The organism is Pseudoalteromonas sp. SWYJZ12, from assembly GCF_015864395.1.
Classification (GTDB): domain Bacteria; phylum Pseudomonadota; class Gammaproteobacteria; order Enterobacterales; family Alteromonadaceae; genus Pseudoalteromonas; species Pseudoalteromonas arctica.
On sequence record NZ_JADYXH010000027.1, the window covers coordinates 18,326 to 41,467 of the forward strand.

Sequence of the window (23,142 nt, forward strand, 5' to 3'; positions counted from 1 at the left end):
CACACACATGGCTAAATTAAAATTAACAGAATTGGTATTACGCGATGCGCACCAATCATTGCTCGCAACACGTATGCGCCTAGACGATATGCTACCTATTGCTAGCAAGCTAGATGATGCAGGTTATTGGTCTATTGAATCGTGGGGCGGTGCTACATTTGATTCGTGTATTCGTTATTTAGGCGAAGATCCTTGGGAGCGTATTCGTGCGCTTAAAAAAGCGATGCCTAATACTAAACAGCAAATGCTATTACGCGGTCAAAACCTATTAGGCTACCGCCATTACGCTGATGACGTAGTTGAAAAGTTTGTAGAACGCGCACATAAAAATGGCGTTGACGTATTTCGTATATTTGATGCAATGAACGATGTACGTAACCTAGAAACAGCGATTAAAGCGGCTATAAAAGTAGGCGCGCATGCTCAAGGTACTATTTCGTACACGGTAAGTCCTGTTCATACGCTTGATATGTGGCTGACTCTTGCTAAGCAATTAGAAGATTTAGGCTGTCACTCAATTTGTATTAAAGACATGGCGGGTTTATTAAAGCCGTACGATGCTGAAAAACTAATTAAAGCACTTAAAGAAACCGTATCGGTTCCTATTGCTATGCAGTGCCACGCTACAACAGGTTTAAGTACTGCGACTTATCAAAAAGCGATTGATGCAGGCATTGATATGCTTGATACCGCTATTTCATCAATGAGTATGACTTACGGACACACAGCAACTGAAACTATTGTATCGATAGTTGAAGGAACTGAGCGCGATACTGACCTTGATTTAAACCATCTAGAAGAAATTGCTGCTTACTTTAGAGATGTACGTAAAAAATATGCGGCATTTGAAGGTAGCTTAAAAGGGGTTGATGGTCGTATTTTACTAGCTCAAGTACCTGGTGGTATGCTTACAAACATGGAAAACCAACTTAAAGAGCAAGGCGCGGCAGATAAGCTTAATGAAGTTTTACTTGAGATCCCACGTGTACGTGAAGATCTTGGCTTTTTACCTTTAGTAACACCCACGTCGCAAATTGTAGGTACTCAAGCAGTACTTAACGTGCTAACGGGTGAGCGCTATAAAACAATTACTAAAGAAACTGCTGGCGTATTAAAAGGTGAATATGGCTTAACACCAGCACCAATGAATAAAGAGCTACAAGAGCGTGTGCTTGATGGAGCAGAGGTTATTACTTGTCGCCCTGCAGATAACATTGCACCAGAGCTTGCAACGCTTGAAGCTGAATTATTAAAAGAAGCGCAAGAGCAAGGTTTAACACTTGCTGATGAGCAAATTGATGACGTACTAACTTATGCATTATTTCCGCAGGTTGGTTTGAAATTTATTAAAAATCGTAATAACCCTGATGCATTTGAGCCTATTCCTACCGTTGAAGATAAGAGCAATAAGGCAGCACCAAAATCGGGATCAAATAATAACAGCGTTAAAGCTGAGCAATACAGCGTAAAAGTAGATGGTAAAGTTTACGACGTAGTAGTGGCGCAAGGTGGTGAGCTAAAAGAGGTAACATTAAAAGACTCTGAGCACATTCCTCAGTCTGCTTCAGTTGCATCAGGTGAAACCCTTAACGCACCTTTAGCCGGTAATATTTTTAAGATTAAGGTAAAAGCTGGGCAAGTTGTTAACGAAGGTGATGTAGTGATTATTATGGAAGCCATGAAAATGGAAACTGAAATACGCGCTACGCATACCGGAACAATTGCTGAAGTGTTAGTTGGTGAAGGCGATGCTGTAACTACCGGCGACGCTATGATTGCATTAGCTTAGGAGTAAATAGAGGATGGAAGGTATTTTAAACCTCTGGAATGCTACTGGCATTGCTAACTTTACAATCCCATCGTTAATTATGATTGCGGTAGGGTGTTTATTACTGTTTTTAGCGATAGCTAAAGGCTTTGAACCACTATTATTATTACCAATTGGTTTTGGTGCAATTTTAACAAATGTACCAGTGGCAGGTTTGTCAGACCCAGGTGGGCTTTTGTATTACGTTTATTACGTGGGTATTGATACGGGGATTTTTCCGTTATTAATATTTATGGGAGTAGGGGCGCTGACCGACTTTAGCGCGCTTATTGCAAACCCACGTATGTTGTTATTAGGTGCGGCTGCACAGTTTGGTATTTTTGCTACATTGTTTGGCGCTATATTACTTAACTATGTGCCAGGTTTTGAGTTTACTTTACAGGATGCATCGGCTATTGCGATTATAGGTGGAGCAGATGGACCGACTGCAATATTTTTAGCGTCAAAACTGGCACCTGATTTACTTGGTGCAATAGCGGTAGCCGCATACTCATACATGGCATTAGTACCAATTATTCAGCCGCCAATTATGCGTGCGTTAACAACCCCAGAAGAACGTAAAATTAAGATGCCAGAGCTTCGCAAAGTATCTAAAAAGGAAAAGATTATTTTCCCTCTTATGGTGCTTAGTTTAACGGCTATGTTTTTACCGGCTGCTATACCGCTTGTAGGTATGTTTTGTTTAGGTAACTTAATGCGAGAGTCGGGTGTTGTTGATAGATTAAGTAACAGTGCTCAAAACGAAATCATCAATATTACAACTATATTTTTAGGTTTAGCTGTAGGTTCAAAGCTTGCTGCAGATAAGTTTTTAACTGTTGAGACGATTGGTATTTTAGTGCTTGGCGCACTGGCTTTTGCAATTGGTACGGCATCTGGCGTATTTATGGCAAAAGGACTTAACCGCATATCTAAAACACCTATAAACCCATTAATTGGGGCAGCAGGTGTATCGGCTGTGCCAATGGCGGCACGAGTAGTTAATAAAGTTGGCCTTGAAAGCAACCCACATAACTTTTTACTTATGCATGCTATGGGACCCAACGTAGCGGGTGTACTTGGTAGTGCAGTTGCTGCGGGTATTTTATTAGCACTTGTTGGCTAATAATTAACGTGGTAGTTAATAAATTATTTAGCGCAGTTTACTGCGCTTTTTTTTGTTCTTAATTTGTTCACCGCTAAATGGTTTCTTGTTCAGCGCTTTTTGTTTACAGTAACAGCTCTTCAAAATTTTAAGGATAGTTATCATGCTTCACACACCTTTAGCAAAGCACTTACCTCATGTTAGTAAACTTGTATTCGGATGCATGGGTCTGGGAGGCGGTTGGAATAAAGACGCAATCACTGATGCACATGTTAAGCAAACTCATGAATGCATAGATAACGCTATTGAAGGTGGCATTAACTTTTTTGACCATGCTGATATTTATACTTTTGGTAAAGCGGAGCAGGTTTTTGGTAAAGCATTAAGCGAGCGACCAGAGCTTAGAGAGCACATGTATATTCAATCTAAGTGTGGGATTCGTTTTGAAGATGACTTAGGGCCAAAGCGCTATGATTTTTCATCAAAGTGGATTGAGCAATCAGTTGAAGCATCCTTGAAGCGATTAAATACAGACTATTTAGACGTACTTATGCTACATCGTCCTGATCCACTCATGGAAGTTAACGAAATTGCTCGTATATTTAGTTGCTTAAAAGAAAGCGGTAAAGTGCGCAATTTTGCAGTATCGAATATGCAGCAACATCAAATGAATTTTTTACAGCATGCACTTGATATGCCGATTGTGGCTAATCAAATTGAGGCTAGTTTACAAAAGCATCAGTTTGTTGATGAAGGTGTATATGCCGGTAACAGTGACGGTAAGGATCTTAATTTTACGCCCGGTAGTATTGAGTACTGTCGCCATTTTGAAATTCAAATTCAAAGCTGGGGCAGTTTATGCCAAGGATTATACAGTGGCAGTGATTTATCAAACGCATCGCAGGCTGATATAAACACCAGTCTTTTAGTTAATAAGCTGGCTGCACTTTATAATACATCTGCTGAGGCTGTTGTCATTGCATGGTTACTGCGCCATCCCGCATCTATTCAGCCGATTATTGGAACAACTAATGCCAAGCGTATTAAAGCCTCTTGTGATGCTGTAAACGTACAGCTAACTCGTGAGCATTGGTATGCACTTTATGTAAGCGCTAAAGGCCATGAGTTACCATAAGTAGGGCATTGATATGAATATATTCGTTATTTTAATTGGTTTGTTTGTCGCGCTAGCGATACTTATTCCATTGCTTGAAAAATATCAAAGTAAAATAGGGCTCAACGGTGCAACCAAATACAGCAAATATATTTGGCCATTAGTGATGGTGTCTTTAGTGATTCAGCTCATTTATGTATTAATGTATTAATGTATTAATGGTTTTTAGCGTATACAAAAAAGCCTTTGCAGGTTTAACCTGCAAAGGCTTTTTTAATGTTTATTAATAAACTTTATTTAAGTGCTAACTGTAGCTCGCGATTGCGCTCAAGTTGGGCAATAAAGTTATCTGCAATCGGTTTAAACTTAGCAAGTTCTGAGCGAGGTAGTGGCTCTGACTTAGGAAGTTTTACTGTTTTAGGATTACGGTGAACGCCATTTACTAAAAATTCATAGTGTAAATGCGCGCCAGTAACACGACCCGTAGAACCTACAGTACCAATTTGTTGGCCCTGTTTAACTTTTTGGCCCGTTTTAACTAGTTTCTTATTTAGGTGTAAGTACTTAGTTACATATTGTGTGCCATGGCTAATAAATACGTAGTTACCGTTGTACTTGCTGTAACCCGCTTTAACTACCTTACCGTTACCTGATGCAACCACCGGTGTGCCAGTGCGTGCCGCAAAGTCGATACCACGGTGCGCTCTAACTTGCCCAGTAACTGGGTGTAAGCGACGAGGATTAAAGCTCGAACTAATATACTTAAAGCTTACAGGTGCACGTAAAAATGCTTTTTTCATGCTACGCCCTTCAGGCGTATAAAAATTGCCGTCGGTATGGCGAATCGCTGCAAAGCGCTGACCTTGGTTTACAAATTCAGCGGCAATAATTTTACCGGTACCAATAAACTCGCCATCAACATAATGAGACTCGTAAATTAAGCCAAACACATCGCCTTTACGAATGTCGTTTGCAAAATCAACATCCCAACCAAATATGTCAGCAAAGTTCATTATTTGACGTTCGCTTAAACCAGCCGCTATTGCTGAGGTCCAAAAGTTGTTAGATATTTCGCCGCCAGCGGTTTTGGTTAGCGTTTCAATTTCTTTACTATCAATAGCTGTATCGTAGTTACCTTCTTCATTTAAGGTAACAAATAAAGTATCGGTTTTTGAAATTACATAGCGCAGTTGAGCCAAAGAGCCATCTTCAGCTGTCGCAAAGCTAAGTATTTCACCGGGGTGAATTTTAGTTAGCTTGCGCGTTTCTGCGTTAGTGTTAATTAGTTTATGGAGCGTTTGAGCTGAAAAACCAGCACGTTTGAAGATAATTGCTAAATTGTCGCCATTTTTAACTTTATGATCGACAAAGTCGTATTCTGGTAACTTTTCTGCTGCTTGCTCTGAATTTAACTCAGTTAATTTTTCGTTGTCATCAACTTTAACTTGTAACTCATAGCGCTTGCCTATCTCTAATGCATCTGCATTATTGTCTTTAGAAGCAGTCGCTTTTTCAGAAGGAAGAAATGCCAAGCCGGCAATAGCAGAAACTAAACCTAAAATAAGCAATTTGTGTTTTTTTGGGAGAGTGTTAACCACGTGAACCATAACGTGCCTTTTTCTGCTGTCAAGATAATAAATACATAATATTGCAGGATATACTTAATAATGTACGAATACTAGTGCTTTGTAGATTTAAACTAACCTTAAACTACGCTAAAATCAGGGTTAAGAAGCCTTTTTTAACGTCCTATCTAACTAAGACTCAATTCATTTTGTTTAGTTGCATTAATAACTTAAAAAGTTATTTTAATTAGGTAGAAATTTGTTATGTTAGCTACATATATATATTCGGTTTAAACCTATATTAAACCGTGATTACAAGTAACTAGTCCGCCCCTTCGTAGGCAGAATTTTGGAGTAACACAAAGTGGATTTACAAACCGCTCTAGCAGAGATAAAACGCGGTGCAGAAGAAATATTAATTGAAGACGAACTAGTTGAAAAACTAAAGTCGGGCAAAAAGCTAAAAATAAAAGCTGGCTTTGATCCTACAGCCCCTGATTTACATTTAGGGCACACTGTACTCATTAATAAAATGAAAACCTTTCAGGATTTAGGTCATGAGGTTATTTTCTTAATTGGTGACTTTACTGGCATGATTGGTGACCCAACAGGTAAAAACGTAACGCGTAAACCACTTACTCGCGAAGACGTACTAGCCAATGCCGAAACATATAAAGAACAAGTATTCAAAATTCTAGATCCTGCTAAAACCACTGTTGCATTTAACTCTACTTGGATGGAAAAGTTAGGCGCTGCAGGCATGATTAAACTTGCTGCAAACCAAACTGTAGCGCGCATGCTTGAACGAGATGACTTTAAAAAGCGTTACGGCAGCGGTCAACCAATTGCAATTCACGAGTTTTTATATCCACTGGTACAAGGTTGGGATTCGGTTGCACTAGAGTCAGATGTTGAACTGGGCGGTACTGATCAGCGCTTTAACTTGTTAATGGGCCGTGAGCTACAAAAAGTTGAAGGTCAAAAGCCGCAAACAGTATTAATGATGCCATTACTTGAAGGTACTGACGGCGTTCAAAAAATGTCTAAGTCGCTTGGTAACTACATTGGTATTACTGATGCGCCAAACGATATGTTTGGTAAAATAATGTCAATTAGTGATGTGCTAATGTGGCGTTATTACGATTTATTAAGCGCGCTTTCTATTGAAGAAATTGCAGCTCAAAAAGAACGTGTTGAGCAAGGTACTAACCCGCGCGATATTAAAATAGAACTAGCTAAAGAGTTAATTGCTCGTTTTCATAGTGAAGCTGATGCACAAGGTGCACATGATGATTTTATTCAGCGTTTTCAGAAAAAAGCGTTACCAGATGAAATCCCAGAGCTGACAATCACTATTGCAGAAGATACTATTTTAATTGCTAACTTGCTTAAAGAAGCAAATTTAGTAGTAAGTACATCAGAAGCAATGCGTATGATTAAGCAAGGTGCAGTTAAACTTAACGGTGAAGATAAAATCACTGACACCAAACTTGAAATAGCAAAAGGCACAACAGCTATTTACCAAGTAGGTAAACGTAAGTTTGCAAACATCACTGTAGCTTAAATACCGTTTGAAAACTAAAAAACCAGCCTAGGCTGGTTTTTTTGTGCTCGTATTTTGGCTGAAAAATTAGTTACGAGGTAGTCACTAAATAGTCACTAAATCACTTTTAATATTTCAATACTTACAATTACTAACAACCAAAATACACGCGCCTGATTTAATCTATTAATTATTACAGGTACATCCTCGGGTGTAGGTAGTCTATCAGTACCAATACGCATTTTATTAAAGCGAGTACCTAAATAAACTGCAGGCCCGCCCAGCTGCACACCAAGTGATGCAGAGCATGTGCTTAGTAGCCAACCTGTATTTGTTTGATAAAAATGTCTGCCATAATGCTTTATGTAATGCATGCTTTGTTTGCTCGCTCTACTTGCTGCAATAGTTAAAGCGAGTAAGCGCATTGGAATATACTCAATAATAAACAACAGAGTTTTAAGCGGTTTTAAAAAGTAGCTATTTGGGGATATGTCACTACGCCAGGCTTGTTGTATTAAAGTAAGTAATCGATAGGCGAGGGCCGCAATAGGGCCAAAGGCTAAAAATATAAATATAACTACGAAATAGTATCGAGCAGTGCGCAGTATTAAGCTTTCAATTAATGCTTTGATAATACCAGGAGATGAAAGCCTATTAACTTCACGGGCAAGCAGTGGTTTTAGTAATTCGCGTGCTGTCGATTTTTGATTTTGTTTAGTTAGCTTTGCAATGCGAAGTGCTTTTTTATCAATACTCTTACTTTCTAAGCATAAGTATAAAATAAGGCCAGCGAGTAATTCAGGATAAAAAGCAAACTCGAGTAGTAGCACTACAATAATGAGAATGACACTTAAAATGAGCGTGCTTGCGAGTATAGCTGCCAAATATTGATAGCTTTTAGGTTCTTTGCTTTTGTATATGCGCTTGCCAATAGCACTAAAAACAGCATTTAACGCTGTATTAGGATGATACCAGCTAATAAGGGGAATAAAGCGCTCAGCAAGGAGCGCTAGTATGAAGGCAATAAAGTCCAAGTGGTTTTGAACAATATTGCTAAGCATTTACAGAGACACTGCAGTTAGCTTTTCTAAAAGTGCGACAACCATTTTAGATGAGTTGATTGATGCTGTTTCTAGGTATTCTTCAAATGATTGTGGTGACTCTTTACCTGCAATATCAGACATTGAGCGAATTACAACAAATGGTGTGTTAAGCGTAAAACACGTTTGTGCAATCGAAGCGCCTTCCATTTCAACGGCAAGCATTGTAGGAAAATCACTGCGTGCTTTATCGATACGCACAGGGTCACACATAAATGTGTCACCAGTACAAATTAAGCCAACAAGTGTTTTAACATCACTGATTTGTTCGATTGTTTGTTGTGCTGCTTCAACTAATTTAGGGTGAGCTGCAAAGCCTGCTGGCATTTGTGGTACTTGGCCAATTTCGTAGCCAAAAGCAGTAACATCTACATCGTGATGACGTACTTCTGACGAAATTACTACGTCGCCAACACTTAGAGAAGGATCGAATCCACCGGCAGAGCCTGTGTTAATTACGCAATCAGGTTCGAAGTTATCAATCAGTAAGGTAGTTGCAATTGTTGATGCTACTTTACCAATACCAGATTGAACAAGTGTTACTGTGTTACCAGCCAATTCACCAGTATAAAAAGTGAAACCTGCTTTAGTTAAAATTTGTGGGTTTTGCATCGATTCACGTAAAATTTTAACTTCTGGCTCCATTGCGCCAATAATACCAACATTCATAATGTTTAATTCCTGAGTTTGAATCACTTGATTATACGTGAAGTTAGCAATAAAAAACAAAAAAGCGAGCTTGTTTATGAGCTCGCTTTAAATACTTTTTAGGAGAGTATTTAATTTGGTTTTTAAATTTCAGCTAAAGCAGTTGTTTGTGCTTTGGCTTGAGAAGGTGAAAGTACCGCTGGCTTATGTGAGCGATTACGAACAGGGCGCTGCGTTTGTGTTGCTGCAGGCTTACCAAGTTTAAACATAATTGCATCGCGTACTTCAGAAGGACGGTAGCCCGATTTAACTTTCATACGAATATGTGGAATGCCCGCAGACTCTAGTGCACCGTTTACAAACCAGTCGCGTTGAGCTTTGTGGCCATCTTTATTGGCATTGTTAACTAGGTCAACGGCCGCAACAATAGTTAGTTTTTCTTTATCGATTAATACAAAGTCGAGTTGCTTATTTTTAGCTTTAGCTAAAGCAGCACGTTTAGATTTAATAGAAAGACCTTGTTTGCAGTCAATAACGTCAATTAACTTAACGCGACTAACAATTTTATATTGATCGCCTACAGCACGCTCGAGAAGATTTAAAAAAGCGCCTTCAACCTGCGTAAAAACAGTTTGCTTGCGGGTAAAAGGATACGGGTTTCCGCCATCGTCATTAAATTTTGACGCAACAACAGAAGCCCCGACAACTAATACTAGAATTAATAATAAAGCGAATTCCATACGGTAACTCCATAACAACAAATTGACACTGCTCAAATAAAGCAATTTACGTGCCTAAAAAGTATGAGTTATAAAATAATTACCAACTGTTTATAAAAGCTAAAACGATGTAGCTATTAAGCTTTGTATCCACCTTCAATACCTTTAACCGCAATAGCTACAGCATCGTGTGCATGGAGTGATTCATAATGATTTATTTGCAGCCAGTAATCGCTGTAATTATCTGTTTCTAATAAAGCTTTAATTTTACGCGCTGCGTCTTCACAAAACATAAGGTTTTGACCATTTAAACGAGCAAATTCTTGCTCGTCTTCGCGCTTTACTGCCGCTTGTACCGGTGTTTTAAGTTCAGCTTCGAGGGTGTTTATTAGAGTCACTACGTCAAATTCTTGAATATTGCTATCAAGCTTTACTTTTACGTTGGCAATAGAGCGCTGCGAGTGAGGTGTAGCAACTATGCCTTGTGTAGTGCCTAGCCATTCGTGCACATCTTTTTGGCTTAAGGTTTCTTGGTTAAATTTTTCGTTAAACGCGTTTTGTATAAGCTGGCGTGCAAGTGCTGCAGAGCAAGGGCATGTTGAAGAATAGGTAACATCTACGGTTAGCTCGTAGCTAATAATGTTATTTTCAATTGTACTGGTAAGTACAACTGGGTAGCTTTTCCAGCCCGCTTTACCACTTAATAGTGATTTACGGCGTAGCGGTAGTTCAAATTTAAATTCAATTTGTGCTTTATCGCTCAGCCCTTCGTGGCTAGTTATAAAGGTATCGAGTGCTTGCGCTATTGTTTGCGGATTGACTTGCTGCTCAGTTGAAAGCAGGTCAAGTGCTAAAAATAGACGTGACATATGAATGCCTTTGGCATCTTCTTTATGCAAATTTACAAATGCACGAGCTTTGGCATTTACTGTAACTGGAGATAAGTCTCGTGACTCAAAAATAAATGGCAGTTCGATTTCGCCCATGCCAACCCAGTCTAATTTACCTGTTTGTAAAGCGGGTGCAGTGTCTGCTATATCTGGCATATTGGTTTGCATGTGCGCTACTCGTATTTTGGAGATAATAAAGCGGGGCATTTTACACTAAATAATTTATTGCTGAAATGATGAGTTTAAGAGATGAGCAAAATCAAACATGAAAAATTCTGTTTTTATCGCACAACATGGGTAGTGGTAGGAGAAAAATGCTAAAATCTGGGAAAATGGTATGTTTATACATGCGCATTGCCTTCTTTATATTTAAGCACACAGCTAAGAGATAAAATTACGTATGACCGATTATTCTTTGAGCCCTTGGGCTCGGGTACTTTCCAGCTCAATAACGCGATTTGGTGAATTTAAAACCGCAGCTATTTGTTACACTTTATTTTTAACTGTATCTCTTATTTTATCGAGCATGTTTTATTATGTTGCGATAGGCGAATTACACCTTGTTGATATTTTGGCTGTGGTATTTTTTACGGCTGTAGTTTCTCCTTTAATTATAAGTGTATTACTTAATTCAATTCGTCAATTAGATGCCTCGTATGCTTATTTAGATAGCGCAACCAAACAGGAAAAACTCTTAAACCAAACCCTAAAAGACAACATTAGCCGTTTAAATATTGAAATTGATGAGCGTAAAATGGCATTTCATGCCAAGCATCGCGCTATTGAAGAGCTGCGCCGAGAAATTGCTGAGCGTAAAAAAACACAACAAGAACTTGCCCAACAAAGTATGTTGCAACGCTCAATCGTTGATTCATCTCCCGATTTATTTTATTACCGTGATAACAACGGTGTATTTGCCGGCTGTAATAAAATGTTTGAAGAGGTAATGGGAAAATCAAGTAGTGAGCTAATAGGAAAAACGGTTGAGCAGATATTCCCGAGTCATTTTTTAGCTGAGGTTTTAGCAACCGATAAAGAAGTAGAGCAAAGCCATAAAGCGCTGACTATCGATGTAGGTTATGAAGTAAATGGTGAAACACGTTGGTTTGAGCTGCGTAAATTACCTTTTATAAATGATGACGGTGACTACATTGGTTTACTGGGTTTTGGTCGTGATATCACTAGCCGTAAAGAGGCAGCACAAGCACTCGAAACTGCCTATAAAGACAAAGGTAAGTTTATTGCTACGCTGAGCCATGAACTACGTACTCCTTTAAATGGCATTGTTGGTTTAACGCGTATGTTATTAGATACAGAGCTTAATAAGCAGCAGCGTAGTTGGGGCAATACTATTTTTTCGAGTGCTGAAACACTCGGTAATATTTTTAACGATATTATAGATTTAGATAAAATAGATAGAGATCAGCTCGATATAGCAACCAATTCTATTAATGTGTCAGACTTTATAAACGATGTAGTTAATTTTGCAGGCTTAATAGCAGAGCAAAAAGAGCTTGAGTTTGATATTAAGCGCAATGGCATACTTGATGTTTACGCGCAGCTCGATCCGACTCGATTACGCCAAGTTGTTTGGAACTTAATTAACAACGCCGTTAAGTTTACTCAGCAAGGTAAAGTAACACTCGAATGCAGCAGAGAAAATCGCGTAGAAGGCCCATGGTTAGTTATTAAGGTACTAGATACAGGTCAAGGTATTCCACCAGAGCAACTTGCCCATATATTTGATATGTATTACAAAGCGCCGGATTTAAAAGGCACTAACGCAATAGGTTCAGGTATTGGTTTAGCTGTAACCAAGGCACTTGTAAGTGCAATGAAAGGGATAATTACGGTAAATAGTACTGAAGGCGAAGGAAGTTGTTTTACAGTGCAAATACCGCTTAGTTTATGTGTTGCACCAACAGAACAAAGTTATGTTGGCCGTGGTTTGTATATTCTACTAGTAGAAGATGTGCCTCTTAACGCCGAAATTGCTACAAACCTATTAGAGCAACGCGGCCATGAAGTGTTATGGGCTGAAACCGGTGAAGATGCACTCTCGTTTGTCGAAACCGAAGATGACTTAGATTTAGTACTACTTGATATGCAATTGCCAGATATAAACGGTGATGTGGTTGCTAAGCAAATACGTTCAGATAGCCACTTTGATAAATTACCTATTGTTGCTTTAACTGCCAATGTACGCAGTGCTGAAAAAGAGCTTGAAGGTATATCAATACAAGGTGCGTTGGCTAAGCCAATTAACACAGTTAAGCTTGATAAAATGCTGGCTGACTTATTTGGCATTAAGCAAAGTGAATGCACAGAGCCACAGCTAAAAGTAAGTGAAGAAGCGCTAGAGGGCATTGATGCACACTTATTAGATATTGAAACAATAGAAGACTTTGTAAATTCGATGGGCTTGGTTGTATTTAGACGCAGTAGTCAGTTATTTGAAAAGCTAAGTCCACAATATCAGCAAGAATTACTTACTTCATTAAATGCCGGCGATAGAGAAGAGTATGAATCAGTAGCGCATAAACTTAAAGGTGCGGCTGGATCGGTAGGTTTAAATGATGTGCAGCTTCATGCCAAAATAATGGAGCATGGTGCGATTGATGAGCCTGATGAAGTGTTAAAGCAGTGGTTAGATGTTTTAGCAGATAAAATAAATGAAGGACAAAAAGCCCTTCATTTATTTTTACAGCAATTAGAGTAAAACTAATTAGCTCTAATTAAGCGTCAATTTTACCAATGAAACGGTAACCTTCACCATGGATGGTGCTGATTAACTCTGACGTTGAGTTATCACTTTCAAAATGCTTACGAATGCGACGAATAGTAACATCAACAGTACGGTCATTTGCACGAAGCTCACGGCCTGTCATGTGCTTGATTAATTGCTCACGACTAAAAATACGACCTGGAGAATCAAGCATTAAACGAAGTGCTCTGTACTCACCTTTTGGTAAACGTTTAGCGTCGCCATTTGGAGAAGTAAGACAACGGCTATTTTCATCAAGTTCCCAACCGTTAAACGTAATAACACCATTTGTTTCTAGTGCTGACTCTTCACCGCCTAAAGCAGTACGAGTAATAAGGTTGCGAGCTCTAATAGTTAATTCACGCGGGTTGAATGGCTTAGTAACATAGTCATCTGCGCCAATTTCAAGACCTAAAATACGGTCAACATCGTTGTCACGACCCGTTAGGAATATAAGACCTACTTTACGCTTTTGGCGTAATTCACGGGCTAAAATAAGACCGTTTTTACCAGGAAGGTTGATATCCATAACTACAAGATTAACGTCATCGTTATTTGTAAGCTTGTCATGCATATCATCGCCATCAATGGCTTCAATAACTTTGTACCCTTCAGCTTCAAATAAACTAACTAGGTTCAGTCGAGTTACGTCTTCATCTTCTACGATTAGAATGACTGGCGTTTGCATTATTAATTAACCTTTTGGAATATTTTATTTATAAAAAACCGGTGATGAACTTATAACCGATTACTAGAGATTATAGGATTATACCCATTTGTTAACAAGGAAAAAACAAATTGGATAAAAATAAAACAGCAGGGTGTCCAAAGTCTACTAAAAAGGGCAGTGCAAAAACTACTGTTTAATTGATATATACGTAGATGTAGTCATTTGAATCATAAAGTCGAAGCCATTTTCCTTTAATAATTGATACATCATTCAATCAAACAAGGTATTTAAAATAATCAGACTAATTCAAAGCAAAACTATATCACTTTCTAACTTTTCATCAATATATGTGATACAGCAAAGATAAAAAAGTTCATAAATCGCTTAGTAATATTTATTTAAGGTAATTAAATAATGTTACGCGCTTATCACATGCCTCATTAATGAGGTCATTAAATGCTAATTCAAGGATAAATTTTAAATATATGCACTTTTTAGTGATCTTTATTTAAGGAATAGTAATTATAAAGCGAGCACCGTGTTTTTCTTCAAGATCAAACATAACTCTTCCGCCAAGTGCTTGTGTTACTAGGTTGTAGACCAAGTGCATGCCTAAGCCGCTTGCGCCTTGTCCGCGCTTTGAAGTTACAAACGGGTCAAAAATTCTATTTTTAATGTTTTTATCAACGCCTTGACCATTGTCAGAATAAACTATTGTTAATTTTTTCCCTATCAGTTCTACGTCAAAGCGAATTTCATTATTTTCTTTACCTATAAATCCATGAATCACAGAGTTCATAAGCAACTGCTGAAATACTTGTTGCAGAGGTTCAGACTTACTATGAATAGCCAAGTCGGTCGGACAGTTAATAATAACGACAGGCTTTTTAGGCAGTAGTTCAGATTGAATCGATGTTAAAACATCACTTATTAATTTATGTACATTAATATAGGTATTAACACCGTCATCTTGAATAACGGCCACTTTTTTAAAATTAGATATCAGGTCTGCGGCACGATTTAGATTACGATAAATTAAGTCTAAGTTTTCAATACCTTCATCTATAAAGCGTTTTAGATGGCTTGAGGTAAGTTTTTTATCGTCAAAGCTTTGCTGTATATCTGCCAGTTTATCTCGAAGTAATGTAGAGCCTGTAATACCTAGCCCTATTGGTGTATTCACTTCATGGGCAACCCCAGCAACCATTTGCCCAAGCGATGCCATTTTTTCGTTTTCAACAATTTGCGTTTGGTACTGATGCATTCGCTCAAGGGTTGATAAAAGCTCTTGATTTGCTTCTCTGAGAGCGATTGTTCGCTGGTTTACTTTTTCTTCAAGGCTCTGGTTTAGTTGTTTTATTTCTTGTTTATCTTTTTCGTGGCGCTCAAGTTGCTTTTTGGTACGTGTAAGCATGATATTTAAACTATTTGAAAGAGCGGTTATTTCTTTTACATCGGTTATTGGCGCGCGTGCATCATAGTTATGATTTTTAGATACATCCTGCAATAGCATGCTTAACTGTTCTATTGGCTTGGCTATACGTCGTTGAACTTTTATAGCAATAAAGTAAACAACGATTAAAATTAATAGAGTTAATAGCACGTCTATTAATATTTTTCTCTCAATATAAGTCTCTAAACTTTCGAGGCTCCCTCGCATATACACATAACCTACTACTTGTTCGTTATCGTAAATAGGGCGGGCTAGCTCAATATGGTCACTCGTAATTCGTGGTGTTTTTAGCTCATCAACACTGTCTATTCTCAGTGGCACAGGAGGTGTTTTTTTTGCATTAAAGCTAATAAAGAAAACAGGCTTTTGGGATGCTTTTTCTATTGAGTAAATATGTATGTTTTTTACAAGGGGGATATTTTCAAATGACTTGAGGCGTTTTTCTTCTGTTTTTCTATCATCTTCAACTACTGATTTACCAGCATCAAAAGCTACAATTTCAGAAAGTATGACGAGTTTATTAATGATTAATTGCTTTTGCTCTTTTACGCTTAAATAAGTAGATATCGAAATAGATAGCGACAAGCAAATAGCTGTAATAAGCATAATTAAATTTATGAGTGCTTTGCGAATGCTACTTTGATGAACTTTTTTAGGCATTATTTCGTTATCGCCTGAATTAATTTTGATTATTTAGAGTTTTAGTTTAGCAAAGACGGGAGAAAATGAAGGAAAAAAGCTAAATTAATTCTTATATTTATGCGAAGGTTAGCTTGAGCGCGTTTGCACTCAAGCATTTTTAAAAATAATACTAGCTGCTATATACGGCAAACTTGTTATTTTTAAATACCGTTTGGTAGCTTTCAAATTGCGTTTCTAAAATAGGCGGGTATTTTAAAAAGCTATTAGCAACAATATTCAGCTTTCCTACTTTAGTTAAATGCTGTTTTGCATTTGCTAAAAATGTTTCTGCTACTGTGTAGTCGGTTGCAATACCTGTATGAAAAGGTGGATTGCTAATAATTAAATCAAACTTACCGGTAATGCTTTTAAGGCCGTCACTTAATATCGCTTCGCCTTTGATGCTGTTAAGCTTTAGAGTTTGCTGTGTTGCGTAAGTTGCCAGCGCACTTACATCACTACACACAAACTCAAGTGCTGGATTATGCAGCCCTAAAAAGGTTGCTATTAAACCTGCGCCACAACCAAAGTCGAGAACCCTACCTTGCTTAATTGTCGGTGCGTTTTCGAGTAGAACTTTCGTTCCCATATCTAAACTACCGTGATTAAACACCCCTGGGACACTAATAGCTGTAAACTCGGTGTCGGCAACATTAACAACAAACTTTTTATGGTAGGTCGTAATATCAAAGTCAGGGTGCTGGGTAATCTCAGCAAATGAGTAAAGAACGCAGTGCTTAGCTGAATCAATTTTGTTACTAAACTCAGCTTTACCAGCTAATTGCTTTTCAATTGATTTAACACCACTTTTATTTTCACCTACCACCAATAGTTCGGCATCATCAGTAATAGCAGATCGAATATTATCAAGCGCCATTAATAACTCAGGTTTTGATTTAGGATAGTAAAGAATAACTAAATCGTAGCCGTTACCAGGTATTGTGTGATTTACACAAATCTCAACGTCTTTGGTGTTTTTAGCAAACTCACCGTTAGCATGGTTGTAGCTAAATGCAGTTACCTTGCTTTGCGGGTTAAGTTTTTTAAGCTCTGTTAAAAAGCCATCTTGAACAAAGTTGACCACCAAGATAGATTTGCCCGTTAGTGCCTCGCTATTACGAAGTAACAGTAAACTTGGGTTGGTTAGTACGCTCATAAATGGCTTTGCCTTACAGTATGTTTAGTTTTATCAAAAATAAAAGTGAGTGCTTAAAGTTACAAATTACTCAGTACGTTCAAACATTAAATCCCACACGCCATGACCTAGGCGATGTCCGCGCTGCTCAAACTTAGTAAGCGGGCGCAAATCTGGACGTGGAACATAATCGTTTGTTTCTGATTGGTTTTTAAAACCAGGAGCTACATTCATTACTTCGAGCATATGCTCTGCATAGTTTTCCCAATCTGTTGCCATATGAAAAACGCCACCCATTTTCAGTTGGGCTCTTAGTTTTTCAACAAACTCAGTTTGTACGATACGGCGTTTATGATGACGCTTTTTATGCCAAGGATCAGGGAAAAATAACTGCAGTGTTGTTAAGCTTTCATTAGGTATACAGTCTGCAAGTACTTCAACTGCATCGTGTTCAAAAATACGTAAGTTAGTAATGCCTGCTTCATCGGCATCCATTAAACAAGCACCAACGCCTGGGCGGTGTACTTCAATACCAATAAAGTTTAGGTGAGGGGCATTTGTTGCCATTTCGACAAGCGATTTACCCATACCAAAACCAATTTCTACTACTACATCGTTGTTGTTGCCAAAAACTTCGCTTAAATCAAGCATACCGTTTTTATGCTCTAGGCCCATTGTTGGCCAGCATTTTTCGATTGCAGCGGCTTGGCCTTTGGTTAATCGACCTTCTCGTTTTACAAAACTGCGAATGGTGCGGATGTATTTACCTTCTTGCTTAGCTTGCTCAAGGTTAGTGTTGCTTGATTCACTCATATTATTGGCCTGACAAAAACAATGTGTTTAAAAATGGTTGCATATTATCCCTGACCGAGCCCGCAATCACAAGTATTAGCTGGTTTTACACGCCCTATAGCTTGATCTTTTTATTAACTACAATAGACTGAGCCGCCATTGAGCATCAGTAAAAGTACAATATGTTGGATTTAAATAAAGAACAGTCTAATTCGTTTTCTAATCAAGTCGTTGATTGGTATCACCTTCATGGGCGTAAAACACTTCCATGGCAGTTGGGTAAAACACCTTATAAAGTGTGGGTGTCTGAGGTGATGCTCCAGCAAACTCAAGTTATTACTGTTATCCCATATTTTGAAAAATTTATGCAAAGCTTTCCAGATATTATTGCTTTAGCCGATGCTGATGAAGATTTAGTACTGCATCACTGGACCGGCTTAGGGTATTACGCTCGTGCGCGTAACTTACATAAAACAGCTAAAATAGTACGTGACAAGTACCAAGGCGAATTTCCGCAAACGCTTGATGAAGTAATGGATTTACCGGGAATAGGGCGCTCTACTGCCGGGGCTGTTTTATCATTGTCGCTTGGACAGCATCATCCAATTTTAGATGGGAATGTTAAGCGAGTCTTAGCGCGCTACTTTATGATAGAAGGTTGGTACGGTGTAAAAAAAGTCGAAAACCAGCTTTGGCATTTATCAGAGCAATTAACACCTAAAAATAATGTCACCGAATTTAATCAAGCTATGATGGATTTAGGTGCGAGTGTTTGCTCACGCAGCCGGTTTGATTGCGAGGCTTGCCCATTAAATTCAGGTTGTGGTGCTTTTAATGCAGGTAAAGTAAAAGAGTTTCCACATTCTAAACCTAAAAAAGCAGTGCCGAAGAAGAGTTGTCATCAGTTAATTGTTCAGTGTGGCGATAAAGTGCTTATGGAAAAACGCCCTAACAGCGGTATTTGGGGAGGACTATTTGGCTTTTTTGAATTTAATGAGTACGAGGAGCTTCAAATGTTTTTAGCTCAGCAAGGATTAGAAGCCGACTTAGTAGAGCTTGAAGCGTTTATTCATGTGTTTTCACATTTTGAGCTGAAGATTAATCCGCATGTGCTCAATGTTAAGAAAATTCCTGATGTAGTAAATGACAAACAATTAGTGTGGTATCCGCTTGATCAATCAATAGAGGTTGGCCTAGCAGCGCCAACTAAAAAGTTGGTTAAACAAATTACAGCAATAGTATAGAATAGCCCCATATTTAGCGTTAGAGAGAATCAATCATGGCACGTACAGTATTTTGTCAAAAGTTACAAAAAGAAGCCGAAGGGCTTGGCTTTCAGTTATACCCTGGTGAAGTTGGTGAAAAGATTTTTAATAACATCTCTAAAGAAGCGTGGGGTCAGTGGCAGCATAAGCAAACAATGCTTATTAACGAAAAGCATTTAAATATGATGGACCCAGAGCACCGCACATTTTTAGAAGAGCAAATGGTTGGCTTTTTGTTTGAAAACAAAGATGTGGAAATTGAAGGTTATCGACCGCCTGAAAAATAATATTTTGAACATTAAAAAAGGGCTAAATAGCCCTTTTTTTGTGTGCGATTATTTAATCACTTAACTCATCTTCTTGCTCAGAGATTTTAATTTGTTCTTTTAAAAATTGAGCTGCCTTAGAGTATTCAATTTCTAACTTATCTCTTAAGTCTATTAATTCATCGGTAGTGAGTTCACCTTTTTTACATTTATCTTCAAATGCACTTGAAAGTTCAGCCACCGTTAGGGCACCAATCGTTTTGGAGATCGATTTTAATTGATGACACCCTTCAATAATCTCATCTAAATCGTTAACCATAACGCCTGAATTAATCCCCTTAATTAGCCCTTGGCTTTGTTCTAAATACATTTTGAAAAAGCGTAACTGTTTAGCTTCGTCACCATTTACATATTTAGCAACCGCTTCCATATCAATAGGTAGCGCCATGGTTTGATGAATAACTACATTTGGGTTTTGGCTTTGCTTATCGCTCCAGCGTTTTAAGGTGTCCTCTAACGCGTTTAGCTCTATAGGTTTGGTAATGAAGTCGTTTATACCTACGGCTAAACAACGCTCTTTTTCGCCTTTAAGTGCGTTTGCTGTTACAGCAATAATGTAAGGCTGTGCATCAATTGATTCTAATAGCTCTGCTTCGTTACGGATTTTTTCGACCATATCGTAACCCGACATTTTAGGCATGTGTAAGTCGGTTAAAATAAGTGAGTAATCACCTTTTCTCCACATATCTAAGCCTTCTTCACCGTTGTTTGCTATCTCAACGCCAAAACCTAGTATGTGTAATTGATCGGTCAGCACTTGTTGGTTTAGAAGGTTATCTTCAACAAGTAAAACCAATTTGTTTGATTTACGAGCTTGCTCAACATTTAAATAGTTATTAAGTGTTTTGGTTTTTTTAATTTGTTTAGGTGTATGCAAACCTGCAGCGACTAAAATAGACAGCATAAAGTTAGACTTACATAAAGGAGAGGCATTAATATAAAAAATATTATTATGATTTATAGCCGCTTCATCAAGCTTGCTTAGTACAACAACTTGTTGGTTATAATCCTCTAATGAATAAAATAAACGTCTTAGCAGCGCGTTTGTTTTATCCATATTGTCTATGCCATCAGCCACCCAAATAATATCTTGCGCATGCTGATATTCTTCAGCTTCTTCTTCAGTATGTACATAAGTAATTTTAGCGCCCATAAACGATAAGTAGCGGTACATTACTTTTTCACGTTCTAGATGATTACTAACTACAATAATCCTCTTACCATTTAATGAACCTTTGTGTGCGTACTTAATTTTTCCCGATGTACTAAATGGTAATTCAACAGTAAATTCACTGCCAATTCCTGTATGACTAGTTACATGAATAGTACCTAGCATAAGCTCAGTTAAGCTTTTACAAATAGAAAGACCTAAACCTGTCCCTCCATATTCTCGGGTAATCGAATTTTCGGCTTGAATAAACGGGTTAAATATTTCGCGTAGTTGTGCTTGCGACATACCTTTACCATTATCAGTTACACAAAAGCGTAAAGTAAAGTGATCGGTCGTATTATGTACCACCTCTACTGATATTTTTACATGGCCTTGAGTTTTTTCATCAGTGCTCGTAAATTTAATTGCGTTGCTACATAGGTTATAAAGAACCTGACGTACACGTACACTATCACCGGTAAGGTTTATAGGAATATCTGGCGCTATTGCTAGCTCTAAATCAAGCTCACGTTTTTTAGCAACAGATGAGAGCACACGAGCAACTTCTTCAATAGTATCAGTTACCGAAAACGGGATAGGGTCAATATTTAGCTTTCCAGCCTCAATTTTAGAGAAGTCTAAAATATCGTCCAAAATGCTCAATAGCGAAAATGCTGATTCACGAATAATCGTACTTAAGCGATGCTGGGCGCCATCAAGTTCGGTCTGGCGCAGTAAATCAATAGTCCCTATAACCCCGTTCATCGGCGTTCTTATTTCATGACTCATTGTTGCGAGGAAGGTTGTTTTAGTTTCGCTTGCTCGTTCAGCTTTCAATGTGGCTTGCTCAAGCGCTAAAGTACGATTTTGTACTTCGCCTTCTAGACTATTTTGTAACTTATAAAGCTCTTTTTGTGCAGCATCACTCTCACTCATTGCACTTTGTACTTTTTGCAATAATAGATTGATGTGTTTTGCAACTACACCTAAGCCAATATCGAGTTGCTCGTCAACATTACTATTGTAATTAGCATCGTCGGTGATTGCCTGCAGCTCTTGCGTAAGAATGTCAGTACTTTTACGTAAGCGAGTATTAACGTACATATTAAACATTAAAGTAAGTATAAATAATGCAGCAACACACGCTATAGCAATTATATAAGCAATTACTTGAGAATCTTGAGTGCTTAAAGGTGTGGCAGGTAAATTTTGCTTAATGATAAGCTCGCCAATGGGCTGATCGTTTAACAATAGTAGGTGATGCAGGATACCTTCTTCTACTAAGTGCCTTTCAGTTTTAATAGAAGCGGTGGCTGGTTTACTGCTGCTATATACCAACTGAGTATCTGATGTAGCATTGAAGCGATATAGAGTATATTCAAAATCAGCGTCTAATAAGGAGGTTAAATCAAGTAACTGTTTTACTTTACCTTGACCATACATAGTTAATGCATCAACCATAGGCAAATCTAATCTATCGGCGAGCGTTACGATATTAACAGGTGGTTTGGGTTGCGCTGTGCTAACTTCAGTTTGCGCGTAGAATGAATGGGCAACAATAGCAAGTGCTGTTACAGCAATATTAATGATCAAAAAAAGAGGCAGTAGGCCTTTTACCGGTGAAGAGAATTTACTCTGCATTTAACGTTCCCTGGTTGGTATATTTAAATACAATAAGTCTTTATTGTATTATTGCAGTAATCGTAACATTTACGAAAAATAATTCACTACGTTTTTAGTCTGATTTAGTTATATTTATTTATAGCTATAGTCTGCTTTGTGGTAAAAATGAACGTTATTAATAAAAAACGTACTGAGTTGTCTGAAAACCGTTCAAACAGTTATAAAGAAGAAAAAAAAAGTTGACTTGTAAGGGCAAAACTCGTTTAATACGCCGCACGCCCAGATAGCTCAGTCGCTAGAGATGAGTGGGGATTGCATTAAAAATCCTTTAAGATTTTTAATTAGCACTGTTTAAGTGCCTCGATAGCTCAGTTGGTAGAGCAGAGGATTGAAAATCCTCGTGTCCCTGGTTCGATTCCGGGTCGAGGCACCATTTATTAAAGTAGTGGTGTTTAATCAACAGTTTAAACATTATTACGCGTGCCTTAGCACACAGTTTTGTGTGCCGACTTAGCTCAGCTGGTAGAGCAACTGACTTGTAATCAGTAGGTCAACCGTTCGACTCGGTTAGTCGGCACCATTTATTTAAAGTTAATTGTAAAGTATAACAATTAATTAGCACAGTTTATGTGCCTCGATAGCTCAGTCGGTAGAGCAGAGGATTGAAAATCCTCGTGTCCGTGGTTCGATTCCGCGTCGAGGCACCATTTACTTTAAGTTCTCAATCTTTAAAATTGAACGTGCCTTAGCACACAGTTTTGTGTGCCGACTTAGCTCAGCTGGTAGAGCAAC

The 23,142-nt window shown here is 38.2% G+C and carries 18 protein-coding genes and 3 tRNA genes; 11 read left to right on the plus strand and 10 right to left on the minus strand.

What is annotated here, in order from left to right:
* Window positions 1–7: 7 nt before the first annotated feature.
* From oadA to I6F42_RS18620, 4 genes are all read left to right on the plus strand, one after another.
* Complete coding sequence (gene oadA, locus I6F42_RS18605) at window positions 8–1,789, plus strand: sodium-extruding oxaloacetate decarboxylase subunit alpha (protein WP_024594514.1); 1,782 nt, start codon at window positions 8–10, stop codon at window positions 1,787–1,789.
* A 13-nt stretch (window positions 1,790–1,802) separates the two neighbouring features.
* The gene (locus tag I6F42_RS18610; RefSeq protein WP_197153026.1) at window positions 1,803–2,933 is read left to right on the plus strand and encodes a sodium ion-translocating decarboxylase subunit beta; all 1,131 of its coding nucleotides are present in this window, start codon (window positions 1,803–1,805) and stop codon (window positions 2,931–2,933) included.
* 142 nt (window positions 2,934–3,075) lie between these two features.
* The gene (locus I6F42_RS18615; protein ID WP_197153028.1) at window positions 3,076–4,047 is read left to right on the plus strand and encodes an aldo/keto reductase family oxidoreductase; all 972 of its coding nucleotides are present in this window, start codon (window positions 3,076–3,078) and stop codon (window positions 4,045–4,047) included.
* A 13-nt stretch (window positions 4,048–4,060) separates the two neighbouring features.
* Complete coding sequence (locus I6F42_RS18620; RefSeq protein WP_007583822.1) at window positions 4,061–4,237, plus strand: hypothetical protein; 177 nt, start codon at window positions 4,061–4,063, stop codon at window positions 4,235–4,237.
* A gap of 82 nt (window positions 4,238–4,319) precedes the next feature.
* Here the strand turns inward: I6F42_RS18620 and I6F42_RS18625 are convergent, their stop codons facing one another.
* The gene (locus I6F42_RS18625; RefSeq protein ID WP_007585425.1) at window positions 4,320–5,633 is read right to left on the minus strand and encodes a peptidoglycan DD-metalloendopeptidase family protein; all 1,314 of its coding nucleotides are present in this window, start codon (window positions 5,631–5,633) and stop codon (window positions 4,320–4,322) included.
* 322 nt (window positions 5,634–5,955) lie between these two features.
* On the opposite strand from I6F42_RS18625, the gene tyrS reads away from it, so the two are divergent.
* Complete coding sequence (gene tyrS, locus I6F42_RS18630) at window positions 5,956–7,155, plus strand: tyrosine--tRNA ligase (protein WP_007585427.1); 1,200 nt, start codon at window positions 5,956–5,958, stop codon at window positions 7,153–7,155.
* 95 nt (window positions 7,156–7,250) lie between these two features.
* On the opposite strand, the gene I6F42_RS18635 is transcribed toward tyrS, so the two are convergent.
* From I6F42_RS18635 to folE2, 4 genes are all read right to left on the minus strand, one after another.
* Entirely contained in the window at window positions 7,251–8,195 is a 945-nt protein-coding gene (locus tag I6F42_RS18635) for a regulatory signaling modulator protein AmpE (protein WP_024594516.1), read from the minus strand.
* The gene (mtnN, locus tag I6F42_RS18640) at window positions 8,196–8,903 is read right to left on the minus strand and encodes a 5'-methylthioadenosine/S-adenosylhomocysteine nucleosidase (protein WP_197153030.1); all 708 of its coding nucleotides are present in this window, start codon (window positions 8,901–8,903) and stop codon (window positions 8,196–8,198) included.
* Between the two features lie 122 nt (window positions 8,904–9,025).
* On the minus strand, window positions 9,026–9,622 hold the full coding sequence (locus I6F42_RS18645; RefSeq protein WP_007582968.1) for a DUF2726 domain-containing protein: 597 nt from the start codon (window positions 9,620–9,622) through the stop codon (window positions 9,026–9,028).
* Between the two features lie 116 nt (window positions 9,623–9,738).
* Window positions 9,739–10,659, minus strand: a complete 921-nt coding sequence (gene folE2, locus I6F42_RS18650; RefSeq protein WP_024589695.1) for a GTP cyclohydrolase FolE2 — start codon at window positions 10,657–10,659, stop codon at window positions 9,739–9,741.
* Between the two features lie 232 nt (window positions 10,660–10,891).
* On the opposite strand from folE2, the gene arcB reads away from it, so the two are divergent.
* Window positions 10,892–13,210, plus strand: a complete 2,319-nt coding sequence (gene arcB / locus I6F42_RS18655) for an aerobic respiration two-component sensor histidine kinase ArcB (protein WP_197153031.1) — start codon at window positions 10,892–10,894, stop codon at window positions 13,208–13,210.
* A gap of 16 nt (window positions 13,211–13,226) precedes the next feature.
* Here arcB and arcA read toward each other — a convergent pair whose 3' ends face one another.
* The 4 genes from arcA to trmB form a co-directional block, all read right to left on the minus strand.
* Entirely contained in the window at window positions 13,227–13,943 is a 717-nt protein-coding gene (gene arcA / locus I6F42_RS18660) for a two-component system response regulator ArcA (RefSeq protein WP_002962549.1), read from the minus strand.
* A 490-nt stretch (window positions 13,944–14,433) separates the two neighbouring features.
* Window positions 14,434–16,038: a sensor histidine kinase gene (locus I6F42_RS18665; RefSeq protein ID WP_010554907.1), complete on the minus strand. Its 1,605-nt coding sequence runs from the start codon at window positions 16,036–16,038 to the stop codon at window positions 14,434–14,436.
* A 151-nt stretch (window positions 16,039–16,189) separates the two neighbouring features.
* Window positions 16,190–17,215, minus strand: a complete 1,026-nt coding sequence (locus I6F42_RS18670) for a methyltransferase (protein ID WP_165722087.1) — start codon at window positions 17,213–17,215, stop codon at window positions 16,190–16,192.
* A 66-nt stretch (window positions 17,216–17,281) separates the two neighbouring features.
* Complete coding sequence (gene trmB, locus I6F42_RS18675) at window positions 17,282–18,007, minus strand: tRNA (guanosine(46)-N7)-methyltransferase TrmB (protein WP_007582957.1); 726 nt, start codon at window positions 18,005–18,007, stop codon at window positions 17,282–17,284.
* 161 nt (window positions 18,008–18,168) lie between these two features.
* Between trmB and mutY the strand changes: the two genes are divergently transcribed.
* Both mutY and I6F42_RS18685 read left to right on the plus strand, forming a co-directional pair.
* Window positions 18,169–19,230 carry an A/G-specific adenine glycosylase gene (gene mutY / locus I6F42_RS18680; RefSeq protein WP_101217454.1) on the plus strand — a complete coding sequence of 354 codons (1,062 nt, stop codon included), beginning with the start codon at window positions 18,169–18,171 and terminating at the stop codon, window positions 19,228–19,230.
* A 35-nt stretch (window positions 19,231–19,265) separates the two neighbouring features.
* Window positions 19,266–19,538, plus strand: a complete 273-nt coding sequence (locus tag I6F42_RS18685; RefSeq protein WP_007582954.1) for an oxidative damage protection protein — start codon at window positions 19,266–19,268, stop codon at window positions 19,536–19,538.
* 52 nt (window positions 19,539–19,590) lie between these two features.
* On the opposite strand, the gene I6F42_RS18690 is transcribed toward I6F42_RS18685, so the two are convergent.
* Window positions 19,591–22,368 (minus strand): ATP-binding protein, encoded by a 2,778-nt coding sequence (locus tag I6F42_RS18690; protein ID WP_197153032.1) that lies wholly within the window; start codon window positions 22,366–22,368, stop codon window positions 19,591–19,593.
* A 339-nt stretch (window positions 22,369–22,707) separates the two neighbouring features.
* On the opposite strand from I6F42_RS18690, the gene I6F42_RS18695 reads away from it, so the two are divergent.
* The 3 genes from I6F42_RS18695 to I6F42_RS18705 all read left to right on the plus strand — a co-directional run bounded on the left by I6F42_RS18695 (window position 22,708) and on the right by I6F42_RS18705 (window position 23,057).
* A tRNA-Phe gene (locus I6F42_RS18695) sits at window positions 22,708–22,783 on the plus strand.
* Between the two features lie 71 nt (window positions 22,784–22,854).
* Window positions 22,855–22,930 (plus strand) — tRNA-Thr (locus tag I6F42_RS18700).
* Window positions 22,931–22,981: 51 nt separating this feature from the next.
* A tRNA-Phe gene (locus I6F42_RS18705) sits at window positions 22,982–23,057 on the plus strand.
* The last annotated feature ends 85 nt before the right edge of the window (window positions 23,058–23,142 follow it).